Origin of the sequence: Fictibacillus barbaricus (assembly GCF_014635025.1) — a bacterium.
Classification (GTDB): Bacteria; Bacillota; Bacilli; order Bacillales; family Fictibacillaceae; genus Fictibacillus; species Fictibacillus barbaricus.
Map to the genome: position 1 here is coordinate 1,798,486 of NZ_BMCE01000001.1, position 23,049 is coordinate 1,821,534.

General features: G+C 40.1%; 22 protein-coding genes and 2 riboswitches. Of the genes, 15 read left to right on the plus strand and 7 right to left on the minus strand.

Going from position 1 to position 23,049, the window contains the following annotated elements; translation table 11 throughout:
* Window positions 1-70: 70 nt before the first annotated feature.
* From IEV52_RS09015 to IEV52_RS09025, 3 genes are all read left to right on the plus strand, one after another.
* A complete protein-coding gene (locus tag IEV52_RS09015) occupies window positions 71-586 on the plus strand; it encodes a type 1 glutamine amidotransferase domain-containing protein (RefSeq protein WP_188402112.1) in 516 nt (171 codons plus the stop codon).
* Between the two features lie 117 nt (window positions 587-703).
* Entirely contained in the window at window positions 704-1,525 is an 822-nt protein-coding gene (locus IEV52_RS09020) for an EcsC family protein (RefSeq protein ID WP_188402113.1), read from the plus strand.
* Window positions 1,526-1,966: 441 nt separating this feature from the next.
* Complete coding sequence (locus IEV52_RS09025) at window positions 1,967-3,466, plus strand: malate:quinone oxidoreductase (protein ID WP_188402114.1); 1,500 nt, start codon at window positions 1,967-1,969, stop codon at window positions 3,464-3,466.
* Between the two features lie 11 nt (window positions 3,467-3,477).
* On the opposite strand, the gene IEV52_RS09030 is transcribed toward IEV52_RS09025, so the two are convergent.
* A complete protein-coding gene (locus IEV52_RS09030; protein ID WP_373869410.1) occupies window positions 3,478-5,301 on the minus strand; it encodes a terpene cyclase/mutase family protein in 1,824 nt (607 codons plus the stop codon).
* A 155-nt stretch (window positions 5,302-5,456) separates the two neighbouring features.
* Between IEV52_RS09030 and msrA the strand changes: the two genes are divergently transcribed.
* A complete protein-coding gene (msrA, locus tag IEV52_RS09035) occupies window positions 5,457-5,984 on the plus strand; it encodes a peptide-methionine (S)-S-oxide reductase MsrA (protein WP_188402116.1) in 528 nt (175 codons plus the stop codon).
* Between the two features lie 182 nt (window positions 5,985-6,166).
* Here the strand turns inward: msrA and IEV52_RS09040 are convergent, their stop codons facing one another.
* Window positions 6,167-6,346 (minus strand): hypothetical protein, encoded by a 180-nt coding sequence (locus IEV52_RS09040; RefSeq protein ID WP_188402117.1) that lies wholly within the window; start codon window positions 6,344-6,346, stop codon window positions 6,167-6,169.
* A 36-nt stretch (window positions 6,347-6,382) separates the two neighbouring features.
* Here IEV52_RS09040 and IEV52_RS09045 point away from each other — a divergent pair, with 36 nt between their 5' ends.
* The 3 genes from IEV52_RS09045 to IEV52_RS09055 all read left to right on the plus strand — a co-directional run bounded on the left by IEV52_RS09045 (window position 6,383) and on the right by IEV52_RS09055 (window position 9,798).
* Window positions 6,383-6,997, plus strand: coding sequence for a LysE/ArgO family amino acid transporter (locus IEV52_RS09045; RefSeq protein WP_188402118.1), 615 nt, complete (start codon window positions 6,383-6,385; stop codon window positions 6,995-6,997).
* A gap of 155 nt (window positions 6,998-7,152) precedes the next feature.
* A complete protein-coding gene (locus tag IEV52_RS09050) occupies window positions 7,153-8,517 on the plus strand; it encodes an LVIVD repeat-containing protein (protein WP_188402119.1) in 1,365 nt (454 codons plus the stop codon).
* A gap of 213 nt (window positions 8,518-8,730) precedes the next feature.
* Window positions 8,731-9,798, plus strand: a complete 1,068-nt coding sequence (locus IEV52_RS09055) for a DmpA family aminopeptidase (protein ID WP_188402120.1) — start codon at window positions 8,731-8,733, stop codon at window positions 9,796-9,798.
* Window positions 9,799-9,917: 119 nt separating this feature from the next.
* On the opposite strand, the gene IEV52_RS09060 is transcribed toward IEV52_RS09055, so the two are convergent.
* The 5 genes from IEV52_RS09060 to IEV52_RS09080 form a co-directional block, all read right to left on the minus strand.
* Window positions 9,918-11,264: a GntP family permease gene (locus IEV52_RS09060; protein WP_188402121.1), complete on the minus strand. Its 1,347-nt coding sequence runs from the start codon at window positions 11,262-11,264 to the stop codon at window positions 9,918-9,920.
* 25 nt (window positions 11,265-11,289) lie between these two features.
* The gene (gene gntK, locus IEV52_RS09065; protein WP_188402306.1) at window positions 11,290-12,822 is read right to left on the minus strand and encodes a gluconokinase; all 1,533 of its coding nucleotides are present in this window, start codon (window positions 12,820-12,822) and stop codon (window positions 11,290-11,292) included.
* 47 nt (window positions 12,823-12,869) lie between these two features.
* Window positions 12,870-13,601, minus strand: a complete 732-nt coding sequence (locus IEV52_RS09070; protein WP_188402122.1) for a GntR family transcriptional regulator — start codon at window positions 13,599-13,601, stop codon at window positions 12,870-12,872.
* Window positions 13,602-13,972: 371 nt separating this feature from the next.
* Window positions 13,973-15,286 carry a homocysteine synthase gene (locus tag IEV52_RS09075; protein ID WP_188402123.1) on the minus strand — a complete coding sequence of 438 codons (1,314 nt, stop codon included), beginning with the start codon at window positions 15,284-15,286 and terminating at the stop codon, window positions 13,973-13,975.
* A gap of 120 nt (window positions 15,287-15,406) precedes the next feature.
* A riboswitch (SAM riboswitch) is annotated at window positions 15,407-15,511 on the minus strand.
* A 42-nt stretch (window positions 15,512-15,553) separates the two neighbouring features.
* Window positions 15,554-16,447, minus strand: a complete 894-nt coding sequence (locus IEV52_RS09080; protein ID WP_188402124.1) for a sulfite exporter TauE/SafE family protein — start codon at window positions 16,445-16,447, stop codon at window positions 15,554-15,556.
* A gap of 211 nt (window positions 16,448-16,658) precedes the next feature.
* Window positions 16,659-16,764: riboswitch (SAM riboswitch) on the plus strand.
* Between the two features lie 85 nt (window positions 16,765-16,849).
* On the opposite strand from IEV52_RS09080, the gene IEV52_RS09085 reads away from it, so the two are divergent.
* The 8 genes from IEV52_RS09085 (at window position 16,850) to IEV52_RS09120 (ending at window position 23,036) form a co-directional block, all read left to right on the plus strand.
* Complete coding sequence (locus tag IEV52_RS09085; protein ID WP_229754220.1) at window positions 16,850-16,993, plus strand: YezD family protein; 144 nt, start codon at window positions 16,850-16,852, stop codon at window positions 16,991-16,993.
* 95 nt (window positions 16,994-17,088) lie between these two features.
* Window positions 17,089-17,796 (plus strand): phosphoadenylyl-sulfate reductase, encoded by a 708-nt coding sequence (locus IEV52_RS09090; protein ID WP_188402125.1) that lies wholly within the window; start codon window positions 17,089-17,091, stop codon window positions 17,794-17,796.
* A 36-nt stretch (window positions 17,797-17,832) separates the two neighbouring features.
* Complete coding sequence (gene sat, locus IEV52_RS09095; RefSeq protein ID WP_188402126.1) at window positions 17,833-19,029, plus strand: sulfate adenylyltransferase; 1,197 nt, start codon at window positions 17,833-17,835, stop codon at window positions 19,027-19,029.
* Window positions 18,995-19,594, plus strand: a complete 600-nt coding sequence (gene cysC / locus IEV52_RS09100; RefSeq protein WP_188402127.1) for an adenylyl-sulfate kinase — start codon at window positions 18,995-18,997, stop codon at window positions 19,592-19,594. Before sat ends, cysC begins: the two co-directional genes overlap by 35 nt.
* A 25-nt stretch (window positions 19,595-19,619) precedes the next feature.
* Window positions 19,620-21,248 carry a nitrite/sulfite reductase gene (locus tag IEV52_RS09105; protein ID WP_188402128.1) on the plus strand — a complete coding sequence of 543 codons (1,629 nt, stop codon included), beginning with the start codon at window positions 19,620-19,622 and terminating at the stop codon, window positions 21,246-21,248.
* A 15-nt stretch (window positions 21,249-21,263) separates the two neighbouring features.
* Window positions 21,264-21,485, plus strand: a complete 222-nt coding sequence (locus IEV52_RS09110) for a DUF3906 family protein (protein ID WP_188402129.1) — start codon at window positions 21,264-21,266, stop codon at window positions 21,483-21,485.
* A 12-nt stretch (window positions 21,486-21,497) separates the two neighbouring features.
* A complete protein-coding gene (cobA, locus tag IEV52_RS09115) occupies window positions 21,498-22,283 on the plus strand; it encodes a uroporphyrinogen-III C-methyltransferase (protein WP_188402130.1) in 786 nt (261 codons plus the stop codon).
* Complete coding sequence (locus IEV52_RS09120) at window positions 22,284-23,036, plus strand: sirohydrochlorin chelatase (protein WP_188402131.1); 753 nt, start codon at window positions 22,284-22,286, stop codon at window positions 23,034-23,036. It begins immediately after the preceding gene.
* Window positions 23,037-23,049 lie beyond the last annotated feature (13 nt).

Here is a 23,049-nt window from a genome sequence, read left to right on the forward strand (position 1 = left end):
ATTTGGGGTTTAAACTCCTTTCTCAATGGTAATACAACCATTGTATACACAAAAAGAGGAGTGGTTAAGAATGGCTAAAATTGCAACGGTATTAGCAAACATGTTTGAAGATGTGGAATATACAGAACCGGCAAAAGCGTTTAGAGAGGCAGGCCATGAGGTAACCGTGGTCGGCTCAGAAAAAGGAGCGACTCTCGAAGGAAAACAAAAAGAAGCTCAAGTGACGACGAATGCATCCATATCAGAAGTTTCACCAGAAGACTTTGACGCACTTTTTATTCCAGGCGGATTTTCACCTGATATTTTACGGGGCGATGACAAGTTCGTTCAATTCACAAGGCATTTTGCAGATGAAGGCAAGCCGGTCGTCGCAATTTGTCACGGCCCGCAGCTGCTGATCTCTGCAGAAGTCTTACAGGGCAGAAACATTACCGGATACAAATCCATTCATGTTGACTTAAAGAACGCAGGGGCAACGGTAAAAGATGAAGAAGTTGTCGTATGTGGCGGCAACTTAGTCACAAGCCGTCAGCCAGACGATATTCCAGCATTTATTCGAGAGTCATTGAAAGTTTTAGAACAATAAAAGAGAATTGAGTAAATCGTCTAGGATTTATCCTAGGCGGTTTTTCTATGAAATGAAACTTATAGCACAAGTGAATCGTACATAGATGTATGAAACTATAAGAATGGATGAAAAGATATGGAAACGAAAGAATATTTGTTACGTGAACTAAATGAGATTGAGAAATGGGAAAAGGATCAAAAAGGATTATGGTTCTGGGAACGGATTACGAGGCTTCCATTTAAGCTGCTTGATAAAGTAACACCAAAATTTATTCAGACAAAGATTGGTACACTGCTCGATGAGATCGGGGGCTATATTCAAAACGGAGGGCAATATCTATCAAATGAAAAGTCTGTCTTCCAGTTTTTTGAAAAGAAAACAGGACGAACTATTCAAGAGTTATCTGATTTTCAAGAAGTTCCGATCGGGGAAATGAAGAAGGCTTCATTGGCACTGACTGAAAAAAGAAAAAGTGCAGCAACTCTCCAAGGAGCAAGTACAGGAATTGGAGGGATTTTTACTCTTGCTATCGATATACCTGCTATCCTTGCGATTTCACTTAAAACCCTTCAAGAGATCGCAATCATTCATGGATACGATCCGAAAGATAAGCAGGAAAGAGTATATATTTTAAAATGTCTGCAGTTCTCAACGTCAGATTATGTAGGGAAAGAGGCCATTTTAAACGAGCTTGCTGGGATCAATCATAACGAGCAGAAGTCAAAAGAGGTTATTTCTCAGATTCAAGGCTGGAGGGAAGTAACATTAACGTTTACCGAATCATTCGGATGGAAGAAACTTTTTCAGATGGTTCCGATAGCTGGTATCCTTTTTGGAGCATTTGCAAACCGTTCGATGATCAATGATCTTGCTGAGTCAGGGACGATGCTTTATCAAAAAAGAAGGATTGTTGAGAGACTAGAGACAGAACAAACGAAGCAGAATAAACTGATATGATGTCGTCTAGGCTACTAGACGATTTTTTTATGTACATAAGAACCGAGTAACCTTTCAAATATATACTCCGTGGTTTCAAGTTATTAGATAGGATGAGATTTAGAATGAATTAAGATGAACAGTAACATAAGAACGGAAAAATTAGAGCGGGTAGGTATACGTCAAATCAAAGCCTTAACCCTTGCATGAAGTGAATTAAAGTCTTGGTTTATGTGTGTTCCTAGGGTTTTGTGGACGTGTTTCTTACTTTTTCACCAAATATAAATCGTTTATAATTTCAGAGAATGGTAGATATTTTAATGTGTAAAACATTATAATGGAATATAGAATGTATATCATTGATATAGAAAAGGTGTGTTCCTCGGGAGCGCCTTGCTTTTTTGACACCTAAGCAAAAGTGTCTACTCGTTTTTGCAAATATAGGGAATAAGGAAGGTTATCATGAGCAACAAAGAGAAAAAAACAGATGTTATTTTGATTGGTGCCGGAGTTATGAGCGCGACTCTGGGATCATTGTTGAAAGCGCTAGCACCGGAATGGGAAATTAAAGTGTTTGAGAAACTCGCAAACGCAGGAGAAGAAAGCTCTAACGAATGGAATAATGCGGGTACGGGGCATGCTGCGCTATGCGAGCTAAACTATACTAGTGAAAAACCAGACGGATCTATCGATATAAGCAAAGCTATAAAAATTAATGAACAGTTTCAACTTTCAATGCAGTTTTGGTCTTATCTGGTAAACAGCAATCTGATTCGTAATCCGCAAGACTTTATCATGCCAATACCCCATATGAGTTTGGTACAAGGGGAGGAAAATGTGGTCTTTTTGAAAAATCGTTTTAAAGCGCTTTCAAAAAATCCCCTGTTTCAGGGGATGGAATTTTCCGACGACCCTGAGAAACTGATAGAATGGCTTCCGCTTATCATGGAAGGACGTACATTAAATGAACCAATTGCGGCAACAAAAATCGATTCGGGAACGGATGTCAACTTTGGTGCATTAACCCGCATGTTGTTTGACCACTTAAAGAATGAGAACGTCGAGATCAACTACAAGCATAGTGTTAAGGATATTAAACGTACCAGCGACGGCTTGTGGGAAGTGAAAGTGCATGATATCAATAGCGGTAAAATCGAATGCCATACTGCAAAATTCGTCTTTATCGGGGCTGGGGGAGCAAGCTTGCCTATTCTGCAAAAAACCGGTATTCCTGAGTCAAAACACATTGGAGGATTTCCGGTAAGCGGACTATTTTTGGTATGTAACAATCCAGAAGTTATTGAGCAGCATCATGCAAAAGTATACGGTAAGGCTAAGGTTGGTGCTCCTCCAATGTCTGTTCCGCATCTTGACACACGATATATCGACAACAAAAAATCTTTGCTGTTTGGACCGTTTGCCGGCTTCTCACCAAAGTTTTTAAAAACGGGTTCAAACCTTGATTTGATAGGTTCTGTAAAACCAAATAATGTCATGACAATGCTGGCAGCAGGCGCAAAAGAGATGGCATTGACAAAATACCTGATCCAGCAAGTACTGTTATCGAATGAAAAGCGTATAGAAGAGTTACGTGAGTTTATTCCGAACGCAAAGAGTGAAGATTGGGATATAGTGGTAGCAGGCCAACGTGTACAAGTTATTAAAGATACGGATGCAGGAAAAGGAACACTTCAATTTGGTACGGAAGTGGTCAGTGCCGCTGATGGTTCGATAGCTGCATTGCTCGGTGCGTCTCCCGGTGCTTCTACTGCCGTTCACGTTATGCTTGAGGTACTAGAAAAATGCTTCCCACAGCATATGTTTGAGTGGGAACCAAAAATAAAAGAAATGATTCCTTCTTTTGGTGTCTCATTAGAGGCAAACCCTGAGCTTTTCCTAGAAATCCATTCTTCAACAGCAAAGACGCTTGGGCTTAGCACTAAAGAACTGTCCTATAGTTAATTCAGAGATTCTTAAAAGAATTTTTTATAGTAGTTTGCTAATCCTAATAACGGCCAAATATAATCATAGCTATGATAACGAATATAAAATGATCCAGGCAGACCGGCTCCCGTTGGGTAGTCGGTTTTTTTGTTGTTCATAAGCCATTCAGCTGCTCGTTCCATTTGAGGTGTTGGTTTATCAGAAATTACAGTAAGTGCATTTAATGCCCATGCTGTTTGAGAAGGAGTACTTTTCGTTAATCCTACAAATCGTTTCTTTTTGTCACTTTCACACGATTCTCCCCAGCCACCATCTTCATTTTGCACTTCCAATAACCACTGTTTGGCTTTTCGTATTCTTTTATTCTGTGGACCAGCATTACATGCCATCAATCCTGTAACAGCAGCCCATGTCCCGTATATATAACAAACGCCCCAGCGGCCATACCATGAACCATTTTGCTCTTGATTTGCCCATAGCCAATTTACGGCTTTTTTTATAGACGGATGATCCTGTTTTAAGCCATGGAATTTGGCTAAAAACTCTAATGTTCTTCCTGTTATGTCAGGAGTTGAGGGATCAATCAATGCATCTTTTGCGTGGTTAATAGGCAGACTGCCAATCAAGTATCGGTTGGTATTCTTCTCAAAAGCTGCCCAACCGCCATCATCATTTTGCATGGACAATAACCAGTTAAGACCACGATCATAGCTAGTTTGATAACGCGAATTAGTTATATAAAAATGCGCTATCGGTCGAAGTGCAGCCTGCGTATCATCAATGTCTGGATGCTGTGTGTTGCCAATGGAGAACCCCCAGCCTCCTGGAGCAATATCTGGATTATGGACAGACCAATCCCCGTATTTCGTATGTTGCTGTGTTAATAGAAACTGAGCTCCTTTTATTATGGAAGGATTATTGATTGGAACTCCTGCTTCCAGCAACGTATATAAAATAAGAGATGTGTCCCAGATAGTGGATGGAGAATTTTGCAAATGCAATGTTTCATCCACCTCACAAAACATGTTTAATAAGCCGCTTAACGCATTTTGGATAATGGTTGAATGACGATCATAGCCCGATGTAAGCAGTCCGTAAATCATAAAGATCGTTGTTAAGCTATAGCTTAAAAGGGTACCATCGGGCTCAATGTGATTTTGAATATATGACAATATGTTTTCTTTCTTTGTTTGAAGGTAAGAATCTCTGACGTTTAACATAGAAAACAAGTTGAACCATTCCTCCAAATGAGAACCTTCATCCTCATTCAGATAGAGATCTGAGAGGTCTGGCGTATATCTGGATGTCAGCTTCTTTTTTTCATCAACCATTAAAAGAACAGGTGCAAAATGTGCTCTTGCATAGCTGCTGATATCGTACTTATTAATGGGAGAGGTTAGCGGCAAGGAAAAAAGGATAGCGGGATCGATAGGAATATCCTGCCACTCATACAGTCCGTTCATTGCAAGAAATACTTTAGTAAGAAGGTTAGCTTTCTTTAAACCGCCGTTTTGGATAATAAATAGCTTAGCGGACTTAAGCCTGTCATCATTTGGTTTATAGTGTTGGGAATATAGAAGAGCCGTATAGGCTTGTATGGCTGCAGAAAGGTTAGCGGGTTCCTCGTCTGGATAGACACGCCATAATCCGTCCTCTGATTGCCGAGAAAGAATTCTGTCAGTGATCCGTTTAATTAATTTCTCATTTCTATATTCAATTGTTCTGAACATGATAAGCATGCACGCATCGGTGAGTACAGAGTTTTCAAAGCAAAAACGCCAAGTCCCGTCAGGTTTTTGCAGGGTGAGCAGTTCATTGCAACGTCTATAAATTTCTTTTTCCAATCTCCGCATGTCCATATTGATCACCGCTCTTTATTCATAGTGATTACAGTGTATGAGGAGAAATGGTTATCCTATGATCAAAGAAGGTGAATCACTGTTAATTTTATTAAATTCAGGTTAGAATCTCTGTAACAGTGTTGTTTTTGTCATAGGAGGAATGTATTTTGAACAAGAAAGAATTAGCCACATTCGCAGGCGGCTGTTTTTGGTGCATGGTTAAACCGTTTGATGAACTGCCTGGCATCCATGGGATCATATCAGGATATACGGGTGGAGACGTAGAGAATCCAACTTATGAACAGATCAAAACGGGTGAAACAGGACATCGTGAAGCGGTTCAGATTACGTATGACCCAGAAGTATTTCCATATCAAAAGTTATTAGATTTGTATTGGCCGCAAATTGACCCCACAGATGATGGGGGACAGTTTATTGACCGCGGCAGTCAATACCGCACAGCAATCTTTTATCATACGTATGAACAAAAAGAGTTAGCAGAGAATTCACGCAAAGAGCTAGAAGAGAACGGGCGTTTTAGCAAGCCGATCGTGACAGAAATTTTACCGGCAAGTGATTTTTACCTGGCTGAAGAATATCACCAGGATTTCTATAAAAAGAATCCAGAAGCTTATAAAGAAGAACGTAAAACTTCTGGAAGAGATACGTTTATTAATGAAAACTGGAAAAATTGATAGTGATTTACGATAATAATATTATGTAAACTTAAAAAAGAGACTTTGTTAAAGTCTCTTTTGGTTTGCTCCTAATATTTTACGTCTGCCACTTTTTCTACAGGCTTCCTATAAGCCTCTTTTTTATTTCAGTAGAGTTCTAGTTTAGAATGTGGTAAATTATTCAAGAAAAAAGTGAATAACTAAAGTTTTTTATTTTTGTACTGATTTAATATATGTACCATGCCTTCTTCGATGAGTTCATTTGCTGGTTTATCAAGCTTTTTAGCTAAGAACTTTATCTCTTCGTACAGTGACTTACTGAGTGTAGTATTCACATTTTTTCGGTCATGATTCTTCTTTCGTATTTCACTCGTATACATGGTAGTACCTCCACCTTATAAGGAGTTGATTTTGAGTTGGATAACGCGTTATTTCATGGAATCGTTCTAGCGTTTGGTCTTATTTTGCCGTTAGGAGTACAAAACATCTTTATCTTTAACCAGGGGGCACAGCAGCCAGCATTCTGGCGAAGTCTCCCGGCGGTATTTACGGCTGGTTTGTGTGACACTCTTCTTATTGTATTAGCTGTCACAGGAGTATCTGCCATTATTACAGCATTTGGCACACTGAAACTTTTGATAATGATCATTGGTATTCTATTTTTATTGTATATGGGATGGTCGATCTGGTCTAGCAATTCCCACAAGGAAACATCGCAAGGTGCCATGCCGCCTAGACAACAGGTCATATTTGCTGCAACTGTCTCTCTTTTAAACCCGCATGCTATTTTGGATACAATAGGAGTCATCGGTACTAGTTCTATTGCCTATACAGGAACAGAAAAGCTGATGTTCACACTTTCTTGCATCTTTGTATCATGGATCTGGTTTATTGGTCTTGCCTTAGCAGGGAGAACAATTGGAAAAATAGATACCACTGGAACCATCTTAAGTCTTATTAATAAAGTATCAGCTATCCTGATCTGGTCCATTGCAATCTATTTAGCATTTGCCGCTTTTGGTGAAATTTAGTTCTTTATGCATCCTCCTAAACACATAGCTGTAACTTTATGCTTATATTTAAAAGTAAATTTAAATTGTAAAATCCTTCCTTTGACACTAGGTTAATTTACTGAATTTTGAAATAATTTAATTCAGTAGTGGACTAAAATCACTGGGAGGTACATATGAACAGAAAATTTGTAACAAGTCTAAGTCTTGCAATGGCATTAAGTCTTGGCAGTATCGGCTCATTTGTTTTGGCTCATGATGAATTGGGATCAGATATCATCGAAAAGGGTACAGGACCTGGATATGAAGCAATCGAATCTACCATTGAGGGGTCTGAGAGTTTTAATTGGAAAGAGGTAGCGGCTGTACAAATTAAAGAAAAAAACGGCAAGCAGAATAGCACAGCAGATGTTTATGTACATAAAGGTTTTGCCTACACAGGAACACATACGAAGAGCGGCGGTGAAGGAGGCGTACGTGTCTGGGATCTAAAAGACCCGTCTAATCCTAAAGAAGTTGCAGCGTTTGCCGATGATATCCGAGGAACATGGCAGGAAAAAGTAATCGTAAAGCGTGTAAATACAGAACATTTTAAAGGGGACCTTGCTGTTGTAAGTGTACAGCAACTTAACCGTAATGCAGAAGGATCAGTAGGCGGGTTCTTATTATATGATGTAACGAATCCATATCAGCCGAAAAAGCTTGGATTCTGGGAGCTTGATAAGCGAGTTACAGGTACGCATGAGCTGTATTTAACGGTACAGGGTGGTAGACCGCTAGTTCTGACGGCAAATCCGTACGCAGATTATTACACACATGGAGAAGAAAAGGACTTCCAGATTGTTGATGTCAGCAATCCATCTTCACCTCAAACGATCTATCAATTCGATCCGCGTATCTTGCCTGAAGTACCGGAGGATTTTGACGGATATAATTGGAAAGACTCAAACGGCAAAAACCGTGCTGTATTCAACCACAGTACAATGGCTGACGTAAATGGAACTACGGCTTATCTCTCTTTCTGGGACCTCGGTACAATTGTATTAGATATGAACAATCCAGAGAACCCGACTTATTTAGGGAGAACAACATTCAACGCTAATCAACAAGGATCAGCTCACTCGGCAGCACTTGCAAAGGGTGGAAACGTACTGATCGAAACGCGTGAAGTTTATAATCCTACAAAACCTGGCTATGAACATTCATACGGCTATACACGAATTTTTGATATTAAAGATAAGACAAATCCTAAACTATTAAGCGAGTTCAAAACAGAGCTTGTCGATGATGTTCAATATGGTGTGACATTTGCAAATACAGTCCATGATCCCAAAGTACAAGGCAATACGCTATACCTTTCACACTATGGTGGAGGTGTGCGCTCAGTAGATATTTCCGACCCTAGTAAACCGGTTGAAATCGGTAAATATATTCCTGAAAAATCAAATATTTGGGGTGTAGATGTAGCTGGTGACTATGTATATGCTTCCGATATGGGAACAGGGTTAAAAGTTCTTCAAATGACGGTTGGAGAAGAATAGGAATTAAAGGACAACTAGCAGGAAACCCAATTCAGATGAATTGGGTTTTTTCAATATAAATATTAAGCAAAAACTTGGACACTGTTAATATAAGCGTTTGTCCTGTGACAAACCGAGAAATGATTTAATCAATAGGAGGATGACTTCACTTCAACATGTAACTAAACATGCTACAATAAAAGATATCATAAAAAGAGTGAAGGGTGCTTTCCTATGTATAATCAAAAAAGATTACGTGACTATGAAGTGAATATAGGGCGACTTGAAACAGGTTTTTATAACGCAATTACAGATGTTGAGGGCGTTACTGTGGGTCATGTAACTCTGAGTCAAGGAGATATGCAGACAGGTGTAACGGCTATTATTCCTCATCAAGGCAATATGTTTAAAGAAAAATTGATCGCGTCGAGTCATGTAATTAACGGGTTTGGAAAAACAATGGGAACCATTCAGATGCAAGAGCTAGGTGTGTTAGAAACTCCGATCCTTCTAACGAATACACTTAGTATAGGAACTGTCTCAGATGCATTAATTCAGTATATGCTTGAGAAAAATCCCGAAATCGGCAGATCGACCGGAACTGTAAATCCGATCGTTGGAGAATGTAATGACATGCTGCTTAACGATGTGCGGGCTCAATACGTAAAGAAAGAGCATGTATTTGAAGCTTTACAAAATGCCTCAACAGAATTCTTGGAAGGCAGTGTTGGTGCGGGTACAGGTATGCTTTGTTATTCCTTGAAGGGTGGGATCGGCACCTCTTCTAGACGTATTCAATTGGAACATGGTAAATATACCGTCGGGGTCCTCGTGTTATCGAATTTTGGTATTTTAAGTGATCTTATGATTAACGGCAGGGCAATTGGACAAGAGTTGAAAGAAGCGCTTCTTAAGTCTTGGGAGGAAAAGGATAAAGGCTCTGTAATTGTAATAGTAGCAACGGATCTTCCAGTTTCTGAACGCCAGCTCAATCGTATGATTAAGAGGTCTGTTGCAGGATTGTCCCGAACAGGATCAATCATCACGCATGGAAGCGGGGAAGTGATCATCGGTTTTTCAACCGCTACTAAAATTCCACATGAAAAGTCCGCAGACTGCTTAACAATACCTACCATTCACGAGGAAGATATGGATACCGTTTTTCGTGCCGTAGGGGAAGCGGTTGAGGAATCTGTTCTCAATTCGTTGGTCACTGCTACACATGTTGTGGGAAGAGACGGAAATGAAAGGCCTGCATTTAAAGACCTTTTGAAGAAATTTAACATCAATCTAAAACAGTAGCAAATATGCTTTTAGGCAGGAGATGGTAGTGACATCTTCTTTAAAATATGTACAGTAATTTAAGACTTGCTTCATAAAAAAGCCCCATCAGAATGTCTGATAGGGCCTTTTATCATCATTTATACAAACAAACTTAGTAATAAGATAAATCCTAATCCAGCAACGGAGATAATCGTTTCAAGCAATGTCCATGTTGCAAATGTTTCTTTCATCGTCAGACCGAAATACTCTTTAAACATCCAGAAACCAGCATCATTAACATGTGATGCAATCAAACTACCTGCACCTGTTGCAAGAACAACTAAAGCTAAGTTAACATCTGTTTGGCCAAGCAATGGAATAACTAGACCAGCTGTTGTTAAAGCCGCGACAGTTGCAGATCCTAAAGAGATACGCAGGATGGCTGCGATGATCCAAGCAAGTAAGATCGGTGAAAAAGAAGTTCCTTTAAACAATTCAGCAACATAGTCACCAACGCCGCCGTTGATTAGCACTTGTTTGAAAGCACCGCCGCCTCCAATAATTAGAAGCATCATACCGATGTGTGTAATCGCTGTAGTACAAGAATCCATTACCGTTTTGATCGGAATATTTCTTGCGATACCCATTGTGTAGATGGCAACAAGTAAAGAAATCAGCATGGAAGTAGATGCATCACCAACAAAACGGATAATTTCAAGAGTCTTATTATCTTCAATACCCATTGTGTTTTGAACTAAAGTAATAACTGTTGCAATAGACATTAAAATGACTGGAAGCATTGCTGTAAATACTGAGATGCCAAATGAAGGTGTATCTTCTAGCTTGAATACTTTTTGTTCACCTAATGAAGCGATGTTTCCTGTTTTTGTAAATGATTCGGGCACGAGTTTCTTTGCGATCTTTGTGAAAAGGGGTCCAGCTAAAATAACCGTTGGAATCGCGATGATGAAACCATAAAGCAGAACTTCACCAATATTTGCACCGAATTCACCAGCAATTACGGTTGGTCCTGGGTGCGGAGGCAAGAAACCGTGTGTTACGGACAATGCTGCTGCCATTGGAATACCAAGATAAAGAATAGAAACTTTTAATTGTTTAGAAATCGCAAATACGATTGGAATTAATAGAACTAAACCTACTTCAAAGAATAGGGCAACACCGATAATAAATGAAGCGACAACGATTGCCCATTGAATTCTCTTTTCTCCAAACTTCTCAATGAGTGTGATGGCTATACGCTGAGCACCACCGGCATCTGCGATCAACTTTCCTAACATGGCACCAAGACCAAAGATAAGCGCTAAGTGACCGAGTGTTCCGCCCAATCCTGCTTCAATTGATTTAACGATCTCACCTAAAGGCATCCCAAGTGCTAAAGCAACACCGAATGAAACAATGATCAAGGAAACAAATGTGTTTAGTTTCAAAAACATGATTAATATTAATAAAGCTACAATTCCACATGCGACAATAAATAATGGCATGATGATAATCCCCCTAAATGTTTATTTATCTATTGCTTAAGCTTCTTTGGTAAGCTGCAATACGTAAGTAATCCTCTTCAAGTTTTCTAGACAAACTGATAAAGATCGGCAATAATTCTCTATATTCGTTTACCGCGTCTTTCTTAGGTGTGTGCTTATATGTGCTGCCGATCATTTTTGATGCTACTTCAAATGAATCAATTTTTCCTGTAGCATATAGACCTAAAATACAAGCGCCTAGACACGAACTTTCATAAACTTCAGGAACAACGACTTCTGTATCAAAAATATCTGACATCATCTGGCGCCAAATTTCCGACCGCGCAAAGCCACCCGTAGCTTGAATCCGGCTTACCGGTTCATCCATACATTCAACGAGTGCTAAGAACACCGTGTACAGATTGTAGATGACACCTTCCAAGGCTGCTCGGATCATATGCTCTTTCTTGTGTGACAACGTTAGACCAAAAAAGGAGCCTCGTACATCCGAGTTCCATAATGGAGCACGTTCACCTGCAAGATAAGGGTGGAAAAGCAATCCATCAGCACCTGGTCTAACTCGCTCTGCTATCTTGGTTAGAATTTCATAAGGGTCAATTCCTAAGCGCTTTGCGGTTTCAAGTTCAGATGCGGCAAATTCATCTCTGATCCAGCGGAGTACTACGCCTCCATTATTGACTGGACCTCCGATAACCCAATGGTTTTCTGTTAATGCGTAACAGAAGATTCTTCCTTTTTCATCGGTTTGCGGCTTATCTATGATTGTGCGAATCGCACCGCTTGTCCCGATAGTTACCGCAATTTCACCTTTTCCGATGGCATCAACACCTAAATTCGATAACACCCCATCACTTGCACCGATAACAAATGGTGTTTGTGTATCAATTCCGATCTGCTTGGCCAAATCGGTTTGACAATCTTTAAAAATAGAAGTTGTTGGGACTAGGACAGGTAACTGATCACGTGAAATTCCTGCAATCGTTAATGCTTCTTCATCCCAAGCTAGATCCTTAAGATTCATCAGTCCTGTAGCTGAAGCTAGGGAATGGTCAATCACATATTGATCAAAGAACTTTTTAAAGATGTACTCTTTAATCCCTATATATTTTTTTGTTTTGGATGCAATCTCCGGATATTCATTTACAAGCCAAGTGATTTTGCTTAACGGACTCATCGGATGAATAGGGGTTCCTGTTCGCATATAAACTTCATGCCCGTTCAGCTCTTCTTTTATTTTGCGAGCCCAAGCCTCACTTCGATTATCTGCCCAGGTGATGCAAGGTGTGAGAGGTTGATCGTTTTCATCCATCGCTATAACACTGTGCATCGCGCTGCTGAATGAAACAAAAGCAATCGCGTCTTTTTGGCAGTTTGATCGTTTTATTAAATTTGTAAGGGCTTGCAGAACAGTCTGGAAAATTTCCTCTGGATCTTGAACAGCTGTTGATATGTCAGGTGTATGAAGAGGGTATCCAATATTCTCTTGCTGAATGACTTTTCCAGATTCATTGAAAAGAACAGCTTTTGTACTGGTTGTTCCGATGTCGACTCCTATCATATAACTGGTTTTCTTTCTTGCTGTTTCGTCGATATCTACCATTGTCATTACTCCTTTTCTTGCCCCCATGCTTTGGATAGCATTCGTTGCGACATCCAAAGGTCATCTACTTTTCCTTGTACATCATCAAAGTTTTGATGTAAGGACTGAATCATGATTTCTCTGTCTTTTGTTTTAATGGCATCAATATACAGTTTGTGGTTATTAACAATACGCGAGATATCATCGTACTTTTCGTTGAAATGCATGCGCATTGATAAAAGAATGAAACTTTCCATTACAGGTTTTGTATTGTTCCAAATCATTGAGATATACGAATGATCGATTGCCCGAATGATGGTCTCATGGAATAGAACATCCTGATAAGCAAACTCGTCTGCATCCTTGTACTTAATCGCAATCTGCATCATTTCTAAGATCTTATTAAGTTCTCTCACAAGATCTGCAGTGTCTATTTTTACAAGACGTTCGAATACGAAAGTCTCAATAAGAAGACGTACATCGTAAATTTCTTCAACTTCTTTCTCTTTAATGCCAATGACTATAGCACCCATTCGTTCTAATCGAATAAGATTTTCGTTCGCCAATACCCTCAAAGCTTCTCTTATCGGTGAACGGCTAACATTGTATTCTGCTGCTAATTTATTTTCGGAAAGGATGGTACCGCTTTCAATCAGACCAGAAATAATCCGCATTCTAAGTTCGCATGTAACACGTTCGCCAGCCGAAGCCTTGGAAAGCCATTTTTCGGGATAAAGAGAATCTGTAGGTTCCTTCAAAAAATAACCTCCTTCATAAATACGAGTATACTTGTATACAAGTTATTATAGTACAGTGGTTTTAAAATGCAAGCGCTTTACAAAATGAATTTTCTTCCATTACTTCTTTCAAAGACAAAGATTGCGTGGACTATATGGAGAAGGAAACGGATAGTACGTATCAATAGAAGTATTCTTGGGTATATAAACAGTTTCTATTTGGGCGTTAATAGGTTTGGATGTGAGTGTTAATCTGTCGGAGAGGGGTGGGACAAATGATTTCGGGGTAAACATGAAAAAAAATAAAAGACACGTACCGCAAAATAAAGTTTTCACATAAAAAAGAAGCTGCTTAAAGTGTATACTTTAAGTCAGCCCCCAATTTTTCTTCTTTACAATCCACTTGGAGAAAGTGCGATCGCTTTTAATGCATGATCCAGGTCATAGATTAGATCGTCTACTGTTTCTATACCAACGGATAGACGGATTAATTCAGGTGTAACGCCAGATTTTCTTTGTTCTTCCTCAGACAACTGCTGATGTGTAGTGCTGGCTGGATGGATAATCAATGATTTTGAATCTCCAACGTTAGCCAGGTGAGAGAAAATGCTTACATTTTCAATCAATTTCTTACCTTCTTCAATGCCGCCTTTCACACCGAAAGTAAGGATTGCACCTGCACCTTTAGGCAAATATTTTTGTGCCAATTCATAATAAGGGCTGCTTGGAAGACCTGCATAGTTCACCCAATCCACTGAGGGATGGTTTTCTAAGAACTTCGCTACTTTTAATGTGTTCTCAACGTGTCGTTCGACGCGCAACGCAAGTGTTTCTAATCCTTGAATGAACAAGAACGAGTTAAAAGGGGAAATGGAAGATCCTAAGTCACGAAGCAGCTGAACGCGAGCTTTTAAGATATAAGCAAGCGTACCAAATGCTTCTGTATATACGATTCCTTTGTAGCTTGGATCTGGTTCCGTAAGACCAGGGAATTTTCCGTTATTCCAATCAAATTTTCCAGAATCAACGATAACACCGCCAACAGATGTTCCGTGACCGCCTATAAACTTTGTAGCAGAATGAACGACAATATCGGCACCATGCTCGATCGGACGACAGAGGTAAGGAGTAGCAAGTGTGTTATCTACAATCAGCGGAACACCAGCTTCATGTGCGATATCTGCGATTGCCTGTATATCTGCCACATCAATCTTCGGATTTCCGATCGTCTCGATGTATACCGCTTTTGTTTTTTCCGTAATTGCCTCTTTAAACGATTGAAGGTTATCAATATCAGCAAATTGTGTTTGGATGCCGAGTTTCGGAAGTGTTACAGAGAAAAGATTATACGTTCCTCCATAAAGAGAAGTAGAAGCTACGATCTCATCGCCTGACCCCGCAATATTAAAGATTGCATTAGTGATAGCTGCCTGACCTGATGCAAGGGCAAGGGCACCAACTCCGCCTTCTAATTTCGCGATCGTTTGCTCAAACGCATCCTGTGTCGGGTTCATTAGACGTGTATAGATGTTCCCAAATTCTTTTAACGCGAATAAGTTAGCCGCATGTTCCGTGCTGTTAAACTGATAAGACGTTGTCTGATAGATAGGTACCGCACGTGCTCCTGTGGCAGGGTCTACCTTCTGACCTTCATGCAGTGAAATCGTCTCGAATCCATAATCTCTTTTTTGGTTTTGTTCGCTCATTTTCAAATCTCTCCTCAACGTTATTGATTTTTTTTGCATCCAATTTGATTCAGATTCAACTTATCCAACAAAAAAGACCTCTTCTAAAAGAAGAGGTCCCGATGATTTCACACGATCGAAGTCTCATCTTTCAGAACGTTAACAGTTCTGCTGAAATTAGCACCATGCGTGTACGCTGGTTGCCGGGCTTCATAGGGTCAGTCCCTCCGCCTCTCTGGATAAGAAGATTTGAATATTGAATTAAGATTTATAATACATAGCTCATTATCAATAGTCAACAGAATTTTTTAAAAATTTAGGATTTTTATTCTTCGGGTCACTTTTTACAGCATAGATTATACCGACAGCCCAGAAAGAAACAAGAACAAAGTAGATCGAGAACATCAAGTTAGACGACAAACCAGCCGTATGAAGCAGAGTACGAGTATTTGTTAGAATGATTAATCCACCGACTAGGACACCTAAGATATGTGAAGGAATCAATCGAACAAGCCAAGCCGCAATTGGAGCTGCAATTACACCACCTGCCATCAAAGCACCAACCCAGAGCCATTCTACCTGTTCCCAGCCAAGTGAGATAAAGAAACCGATAGAAGCTGCGACCGCTACGGCAAATTCACTTGTATCTACTGAGCCAATTACTTTTCTTGTTTTCATATCCTGCTTAGCCATTAAGACAGGAGTCGTTACTGGACCCCAACCGCCGCCTCCTGTTGCATCCAAGAATCCCGCCAGTAGGCCAAGCGGCAAAAGCTGTTTTTTTGTAAAGGGTTTAGCTGCTGCCCGTTTCTCTCCAAGCTTAAACAGAAAACGATATAGAATATAAATACCGAGCAGAATGAGAAAGATGGATATATAAGGTTTAACAATATCTCCAGGAAGGCTGCTTAAAAAACACGCTCCTGCAAAAGCCCCGATCGATCCGGGAAGTATTAGCCGAAGAACAACCTGCCGATCAACGTTTCCAAACTTAATGTGAGATATTCCTGATGCGGCAGTAGTTACGACTTCAGCTAAGTGAACAGATGCAGATGCAGCTGCTGGTGCTATTCCTGCTACTAAAAGCAATGAAGTGGACGTAACTCCATATGCCATTCCAAGGGATCCATCGATCAATTGAGCAACAAGTCCAATTAGAGCTAGAACGATTAACTTTTTCATCATATTCCTCCTCAAAATAAAAAGGCCCTTAACAAGTTGTTAAGAGCCTTCGGTTTTTCCGATCAGCGATGCGGATGAAATTTTAGTTATTACTATATGTTCCCAAAAGACAAATTGTCAACTGTTAGTTTGAATTTTTTTTAAAAAATGAAAAATAAAAAAATAGGTCTTGATATCCACTTCAGATGTGTTATGATTTTAAAAAATTAAACTCTTATCAAGAGTGGTGAAGGGATCTGGCCCGATGAAACCCGGCAACCTGCGAAGCGTAAGGTGCTAACTCCAGCAGAATGTTTTTACATTTTGGAAGATAAGGTAATACGTTTACCTCCACTATCTTGCCGAAATGGGAAGGTTTTTTTATTTTTAAAGAGATATTTTTTTAAAAAGGGAGGCAGTGGAGTGGCTAAAGAAAATAGTGCATACGATTTTCTTCCTCAGCTTCAACAAATGTTGAGCAGTATCAAATTCGGATCAATCACGTTGATCGTACAAGATGGAAAAGTGATTCAGTTGGAAAAAAACGAGAAAGTAAGAATTAAATAGCTCGCTGACTAGAAAACTAGAGGCGGTTTTAACGAAGGGGTAAAGTCCTAAAAACGTTAAAGCCGCTTTTTTGTTGGCTAAAAGGAGGTTATACGTTGCTAACTTATGAAACATGGGTCAACGAAATCCATGAATTTGATCCTGTTAACCCTACAAAAGGTGCACTGCCTGTATTGAAGTGGGCATATGAAACATATGGTGACGATCTGGTTTATGCCTGCAGTTTTGGTATTGAAGGAAGCGTATTGGTGGACCTTGTCCATCAAGTAAAAGCTGATGCCCAAATTGTATTTCTTGATACGCAGCTTCATTTTAAAGAAACCTATGAAGTCATTGAAGCAGCAAAGAAAAAATATCCAACACTCCGTATCAAGTTGAAAACTCCCGCTTTAACTCTTGAAGAACAAGCGGGTAAACATGGCGAGGAACTCTGGAAAGTGAATCCGAACCAATGCTGCAGAATCAGGAAAGTAATTCCTTTAGAAGAAGAGCTTAACGGAGTAAAGGCATGGCTATCTGGGCTGCGCCGTGAACAGTCTCCTACTCGTCAAAATACACAATATGTTAACCGGGATGAGCGTTTTAAGAGCATTAAGATCTGTCCGCTCATTCACTGGACATGGAAAGACATCTGGCGGTATGCGCATAAGTATGATCTGCCCTATAACAAACTTCATGATAACGGCTATCCGAGTATTGGGTGCGCACCATGTACGAACACTGTGTTAAACGCAGATGACCTTCGCTCTGGACGATGGTCGGGAACTGGAAAACTAGAATGCGGGCTGCATCAAAATCCGTAGAGAGAATAAGAAAAATGGAAGAGGAGAGAAACGAATATGAGTACCATACAGCCTCATGGTGGAATTTTGATCAATCGCTATCATCCTGAAACATCTTTTCAGCACATAAAAAAAGAAATAATTCTAGATGCAACAGCTTTAAGTGACCTTGAATTGGTCGGAATTGGAGCATACAGCCCGATAACAGGGTTTCTAAATCAACAAGACTATCAAGGTGTCTTGAATGAGATCAGATTAAGTGATGGAACAGTGTGGAGTCTGCCAATCACATTACCGGTATCACATGCAACGGCACAAAAATTGAGTACAGGAGAACAGGTACGGCTAACGTATGATGGCGATACATACGGCATCTTACAAGTTGGAGATATTTATACTCCTGATAAACGATTAGAAGCAGAAAAAGTTTATAAAACGGCTGATTCCGATCACCCTGGTGTAAAAAAAATGTACGAACGTCCTTCTGTCTATGTAGGGGGAGACATCACTCTTGTTAGACGCCCTGACAAAACAGCATTCATAGACTATCATCTGGATCCTATTGAAACGAGAAAAAGGTTTAAAGACTTAGGCTGGAAAACCGTAGTAGGCTTCCAGACAAGAAATCCTGTTCACCGTGCACACGAATATATTCAAAAGACAGCGCTTGAAACAGTGGATGGTCTCTTTTTAAACCCGCTTGTTGGTGAAACAAAGTCTGATGATATCCCAGCAGATGTTCGGATGGAAAGCTATCATGTCCTTCTACAAAACTATTATCCGGCTGATCGAGTATTCCTGGCTGTCTTTCCCGCAGCAATGCGCTATGCCGGACCGCGTGAGGCGATCTTTCACGCCATTGTGAGAAAAAACTACGGCTGTACACATTTCATAGTCGGCCGGGATCATGCTGGGGTTGGTAATTATTATGGAACCTATGAAGCACAAGAAATCTTCTCGCAGTTTACAGCTGATGAAATCGGGATAACAACGCTCTTCTTTGAACATAGCTTCTACTGCAAGAAGTGTGAAGGGATGACTTCTTCTAAAACGTGTCCACATACGAGTGAAGATCATGTAATTTTATCTGGAACAAAAGTACGGCAACTTTTAAGAAATGGTGAATTACCTCCTAGCACGTTCAGCCGCAAAGAAGTTGTAGAAGTTTTAATAAAAGGACTAAGAAAACATGAAGAAAACGAGTTAAAGGGAGATTCAAATGAGCAAACCGCACAATATTACCTGGCACGATAGTTCGATCACCAAGGAAGACAGACGAAAGCAAAACAACCATTCCAGTTTTGTTCTTTGGTTTACAGGACTTTCTGGATCAGGAAAATCCACCATTGCCAATGCACTTTCAAAAGAGCTTTACGAACGGAGCATCCGAAACTATGTCCTGGATGGGGACAACATTCGAAATGGGTTAAACCGAGATCTTTCATTTTCGGATAACGATCGAACTGAAAACATTCGACGTATTTCAGAAGTCTCTAAACTTTTTGTGGATAACGGGACAGTTGTACTTACTGCCTTTATCTCTCCTTTTTTACAAGATCGACAAAAGGCGAAGGAAATTGTTTCAGAAGAAGAGTTTTTCGAGATTTTTGTATCTTGTCCTATTGAAGAGTGTGAAAAAAGAGATCCAAAAGGTTTGTACAGCAAAGCTCGTAAAGGTGAGATACCGGATTTTACTGGAATCGATTCTCCCTACGAAGAGCCTGTATCACCTGATATTACGATTCATACAGACGAACAAAGTGTAATGGAGAGTGTTGAGACTATCATAAATCACTTGAAAAACAGGAAACTGATTTAGTTCAGGATAAAGGAGATTAAATTTTATGGCATATGAAAAAGCGTGGGCTGATAATCCGAAGATCAATAAAACAGAACAGAAAAAGCTTGTGAAAGACGGATTAAAAATATTTGATGATATCCCTATCTACGCACAAAACGGCTTTTCCTCGATTCCAAAAGAAGAATGGGATAGTTTTAAGTGGGCGGGCCTTTACCTGCAGCGCCCTAAAGAGGACGGTTATTTTATGATGAGGGTAAATGTTCCTTCAGGTATTTTAAGCTACGAGCAAGTAATAACTCTGGCAAACATTTGTAAAGACTACGGAAGAAATGTGTTCGATATCACAACGCGTCAGGCCATTCAGTTTCACTGGCTGACGATTGAACAGATTCCGGATATTTTCCGAAGATTGGAAGCTGCTGGTTTATCTAGTGCTGGGGCATGTGGTGATATTACACGAAACATTATTGGGAACCCAATTGCAGGCATCGACCCGCATGAACTGTTTGATACAACTCAAATCGTAAAGGAAGTATATGAGTTCTTTCAGCATAATGAAGATTTCTCGAACTTACCGAGAAAATATAAGATGTCCATTAGTTCAAACGTGAATAACAGCGCTCATGCTGAGATTAACTGTGTGGCTTTTACCCCAGCTTATAAAGTGATCGATGATAAAGAAATCGCAGGTTTTCATATTAAAATCGGTGGAGGTTTATCTTCAAGACCATTCTTGGCACAGCCGCTAGATGTTTTTATCGAACCACATCAAGTGAAAGAAGCCGCTATCGCGATCACGACGATTTTCCGTGACTATGGCTACAGGGAAAAACGTCACCTCGCACGTCTTAAATTCTTGATGGCAGACTGGGGACCAGAAAAGTTCAAAGAAAAACTCTTGGAATATACAGGGCCACTCCCTTCAAAAGGTAAAGATGCCTTGAAAAAATGGAATGGCGGTTACTTCTATGGTGTACACCCGCAAAAGCAGGAAGGTTTAAGTTATGTAGGCTTTAACGTGCCAGTAGGACGACTCCATGCGGATGAAGTGTTAGAGTTAGCAGAAATCGCGAAGAAATATGGAGATGGCGAAATTCGGACGTGTAATTCACAGAACTTAATCATTCCAAATGTTCACAATCGACATGTTGAGTCGCTCCTCCAAGAAAGCTTATTTAAACGTATTACCACTCAGCCTCTTTCTTTTATCGGGCACTCTGTTTCTTGTACCGGTATTGAATATTGCAACTTAGCCCTTGTTGAAACAAAAGAACGGATGCGCAGGATTGCTGAAAATCTGGATCAGCGTATAACGCTAGATGTACCGGTTAGAATCCATATGGTCGGGTGCCCTAATTCTTGCGGTCAGCGTCAAATTGCCGATATCGGGCTTCAAGGAGTTCTATTAAAGAACAAAGACAAGAAGATGGTGCAGGCATTCGAGATTTATGTGGGTGGGACACTTGATGATGGCGGAAAGTTTAATGAAAAGTTAAAAGGAAAGTTTCATGGAGACCTATTAGCTGAAGTATTATTCCGTTTCCTTACCTTCTTTAAAGATACAAAACTGCCGTCAGAAACGTTCTTTGACTATATAAACAGACTAGGGCTTGAACAGCTTCAATTAGAATTAGATCGAATTGCCGACGAATTAGAAGAAAAGGTTTCATAAAAGGAGGCTTAAGCTATGTATTTATACCGCTTTGAAGTGATATCCCAATCAGAGGAAATTCCTGTAGTGGTTGCTGCTTCTACAGATGAACAGGCGTTTCAGTTAGTAGAGGTTGAACTGGAAAAGTACTTTTTAAAACAGCCTGACGTGGATGAGATCTCTCTTTATGAAAAGAAAAAGATACGAAGCGGAAACGGGTTTGTCCTTTTTGAACGGGAAACGATATTAAATACTTAAGGAGTGATGATGATGGGAAAAGTATATCTTGTCGGAGCTGGCCCAGGTGATCCAGGGCTTATAACAGTTAAAGGCTTGCGCTGTATACAAGAAGCCGATGTGATTTTATATGATCGATTGGTCAATAAGGAACTTCTCTCATATGCTAAACCGGATTGTGATCTGATCTATTGCGGTAAATTGCCAAACTATCATTTTATGAAACAAGAAACGATCAACAGTTTCTTAGTGAAACATGCACAAAAAGGAAAGGTAGTAACCCGACTTAAGGGCGGGGATCCTTTCGTGTTCGGCAGAGGCGGTGAAGAAGCAGAAACCCTTGCAAAGAACCGTATTGCCTTTGAGGTGGTTCCTGGGATTACATCAGGAATTGCAGCACCTGCGTATGCTGGTATTCCAGTCACACATCGGAACATCGCTTCAAGTTTTGCTGTTGTAACAGGACATCGCAAAAAGGGTGATGAAGAAGAGTTAAAATGGGACAGTTTAGCTAAAGGAATCGATACGTTAGCGATCTATATGGGAGTTGGCAACCTTCCCTATATTTGCGAACAGCTAACAAAGCACGGAAAGAGCATGAATACTCCTGTTGCGCTCGTTCAATGGGGATCGTTTGAAAATCAGCGAACGGTAACAGGTACATTGGAAACGATTGTAGAGATTGTTCGCTTAGAAGAAATAGAGAACCCAAGTATGATCATTGTCGGTGAAGTGGTACGTCTGCGAGATGAACTTAAATGGTTTGAACAGCTGCAGGAAGAACCGATTGAGCTTGCTGCCATAAGTGGTGTTCGTTAAATGAAAGCATTGCTCTTTATCTGTCATGGTACAAGGCTTAGGAAGGGGCGTATCGAAGCTGAAGAATTTGTTAGACTTTGCATGGCGTCTGTTGATGTACCGATTAAAGAAATTTGTTTTTTAGAGCTGTCTGAACCTTCCATCGCTCAAGGATTTGATACGTGCATACAAAAAGGAGCAACGAGCATCTCCGTTGTTCCTGTGTTTTTATTATCAGCTAACCATATAAAAATCGATATTCCAAAAGAACTGCGGCATCTGCAAACCAAATATCCTGAAACAGAAGTGATCTATGGCCGTGCATTCGGTGTGCATGAAGCCATTCCTCATTTATTATGGGAGAAAATAACGAATAGTGCTATAAGTATAAATGGAAATTCACAAGTTTTACTGGTAGGAAGAGGCAGTACAGATGGAGATGTGAAGCGGGATCTGGAGAAGATTGCGTCAAATGTTCAGAGCCATTTTGGTATTCCCAGTATTCAAGCCTGTTTTTTAACTGGATCAAGTCCAAGCTTTGAAGAAGCCTTATGGTGCGTCCGGGATAAATACGCACAAGTAATTGTAGTACCTTATCTATTGTTTTCAGGTCTTTTGATAAATGGAATGAAACTGACCATAAACCGCTATCTGCAGCAGTCACAACAAGAGGTGGTACTCTGTGATACGCTAGGCTATCATCCGATTCTAAAAGAAGTTTTACTTACAAGAATTAAAGAAACACTTCATACGAACGATTATGCATTTTCTTAAGAAGTGAGGAATT